The organism is Suipraeoptans intestinalis, assembly GCF_009696485.1.
Lineage (GTDB): Bacteria > Bacillota > Clostridia > Lachnospirales > Lachnospiraceae > Suipraeoptans > Suipraeoptans intestinalis.
Genome location: NZ_VULY01000006.1, coordinates 1 through 2,222, shown reverse-complemented (window position 1 = coordinate 2,222; position 2,222 = coordinate 1). Strand labels below are relative to the sequence as shown.

The following is a 2,222-nucleotide window of genomic DNA, read 5'->3' as shown; positions in this document are numbered from 1 at the left end:
AACCAGTGTGGTCATGGTGGCCTTCTATGGAGCAGTCTATCTTATGACTGCGAAAGTTTATAAAAATATTGTAACAAGGAGATAGAAGATCAGAAGCCTGCCCTCCTATTTGGGGGGGATTCCGGACAAAGAGATCAGATATTGAAAACAGACCTTGTCAGAAAAAGAATCCCGCAGGAGCCGGACAATCCGACTTTGCGGGATTTTTTCTGGAAAGAGATGCTATCATTTCTGCGCAAGCTCTTTGCTGATAAAAAGCGGTGGCAGAAAACCTGTCGATGGAGGAGAAGAGATCTAGATGAACAAATTCAGATTTCCTTCTTCTGCTTCTGCCAGGTAGCTGGCCACACCGGCAACCTCCACATCCGGAAGCAGTTCCTCCGGCGGATTCCCATGATGTCCATGCTCATGGAGCAGGCTACAAAGGTCACTCCCATTTCTTTTGCCCGCCTGCATCAGCTGGCGAAGGCTGTCTACCTGTTTCTGCTTCATAATGCGTTTGATCATAGAAGTTCCCATGCCTGCCAGGTTCATTTTGGAAATGTGCAGCTTATCCGCGCCCTTTGGCATCATCCACCCAAAAAGCCGGGCCATGCCGGACTTGGAAACATGGATGGCAGGATCCCAAAATATTTAACCCCCAAAAAGTAAAGAACATAGTGACTTCTTTTCCCATGGAAGCGGCTCCGGTGGCGATGATGAAAGAAGCAATGGCCTTATCCAAGTCGCCGCTGAATACCACCATCGTAGCCTTTTCCCATCCCTTGAAAGAAGAGGCTGGGAAGCGGAAGAAGGGCAGCAGGCAGAAAATTTGGTATCAGAGGTCTTTTCAATGACAGCCTTTGTAACCCTCTCTGTCTGAGAAAGCTCCAAGAGGGTGTAGCCCATTTTTGACACCAGGCCGAAATGTCCTGGAGAATCCGGGGTCGGTTGCCAAAACCTCTACGGTATCTCCAAAATCAGCGCAGTTTAGCTCCTGAAAAACCTTGGCAATGGGGCCGGGCACTGGAGCCCTCTGGCGTCAATCTGCTTGCGGGGCGAGGTGCCAGGACCTGCAGAAGAAGTACTCCGCAAAGAGGTGGGGAAGCTTCCTCACCGGCAGAATCCTTGCTGTCAGAGGAGTTGCCAGACTGCTTTAAAACATCCGGATGGTCTGTGCAGGCAAGTCCCTTTACCGGCGGGAGCTGCTTCTGGCGGATATCCAGCTTCAGTTGTGAGTAAGACCGGTATCCGCCATCTACATTGACACAGGAGAATCCCTGCTGCTTCAGGATCCGGCAGGCCAGATAGCCCCGCAGTCCCACCTGGCAGGTGACGTAGATGGTCTGATCTTTTGGAAGCTCCGAAAACCGGTCACGCAGTTCATCCAGCGGGAGATGGCGGGCGCCGGGAATAGAACCCAGAGCAAACTCACCGGCAGTTCGGACATCCAACAAAAAGCCGCCCTGCTCTACAATGTGGTCGATTTCGCTGACAGATACAGCTTCTGCCAGACCGGTCAGCAGATTGGAGGCCACGTAACCGGCCATATTTACAGGATCCTTTGCGGAGGAAAAAGGAGGAGCGTAGGCCAGTTCCAGATCCTGTAGCTGGAACACCGTCATGCCGGCGGAAATAGCCGTGGCGATTACATCTACCCGCTTTTCCACGCCGGAGGTTCCGATGATCTGGGCTCCCAGGATTTTTCCGCCGGGCTTCAAAGATCAGCTTCAGATCCAAAGGCGCTGCGCCGGGATAGTATCCGGCGGGGAGGGGATGGATATGGATGGATCTTATATCAGATCGCCCCATTTGTTTCAGGCGCTTTTCGCTGTATCCGGTGGAGGAAGCAGTCAGATCAAACACCTTTGCCACGGAAGTACCCAGGACGCCCGGATACCGGGAAGGGATGCCGCAGATCCGGTCTGCTACGATCCGGCCTGACGGTTGGCAGGAGAAGCCAGGGCGATAGAGAAGGCTCCTGGTATACGAGGCCCTTTGTTTCGATGGCGTCACCGACTGCATAAATATCGGAAACGGAGGTTTCCAGATATTCATTGACCAGAATATGGCCGCGGCTTCCAGAGCAAGACCGGCTGTTTTTGCCAGCTGGTTTTCCGGCGGATTCGATGGAAAGCACAGTCAGATGGTTCCGCTGGATAAAAGGATCGTCTTCCTGATTCTGGCTCAATGAATATCCGAAACCTCCGTTCGATATTTATGCAGTCGGGAAACAAAGGGCT

4 protein-coding genes are annotated in these 2,222 nt (G+C 52.5%); 1 reads left to right on the top strand and 3 read right to left on the bottom strand.

Going from position 1 to position 2,222, the window contains the following annotated elements; all coding sequences use genetic code 11:
• Positions 1-294: 294 nt before the first annotated feature.
• The 3 genes from FYJ34_RS13505 to FYJ34_RS12915 all read right to left on the bottom strand — a co-directional run bounded on the left by FYJ34_RS13505 (position 295) and on the right by FYJ34_RS12915 (position 1,700).
• On the bottom strand, positions 295-570 hold the full coding sequence (locus FYJ34_RS13505) for a DsrE/DsrF/DrsH-like family protein (RefSeq protein WP_268878921.1): 276 nt from the start codon (positions 568-570) through the stop codon (positions 295-297).
• Complete coding sequence (locus FYJ34_RS12920; RefSeq protein ID WP_235899132.1) at positions 551-745, bottom strand: DsrE/DsrF/DrsH-like family protein; 195 nt, start codon at positions 743-745, stop codon at positions 551-553. Before FYJ34_RS12920 ends, FYJ34_RS13505 begins: the two co-directional genes overlap by 20 nt.
• Positions 746-959: 214 nt before the next feature.
• Positions 960-1,700, bottom strand: a complete 741-nt coding sequence (locus FYJ34_RS12915; RefSeq protein WP_235899131.1) for a rhodanese-like domain-containing protein — start codon at positions 1,698-1,700, stop codon at positions 960-962.
• Between the two features lie 65 nt (positions 1,701-1,765).
• Between FYJ34_RS12915 and FYJ34_RS12910 the strand changes: the two genes are divergently transcribed.
• Complete coding sequence (locus FYJ34_RS12910; protein ID WP_235899130.1) at positions 1,766-1,951, top strand: hypothetical protein; 186 nt, start codon at positions 1,766-1,768, stop codon at positions 1,949-1,951.
• Positions 1,952-2,222: the final 271 nt, after the last annotated feature.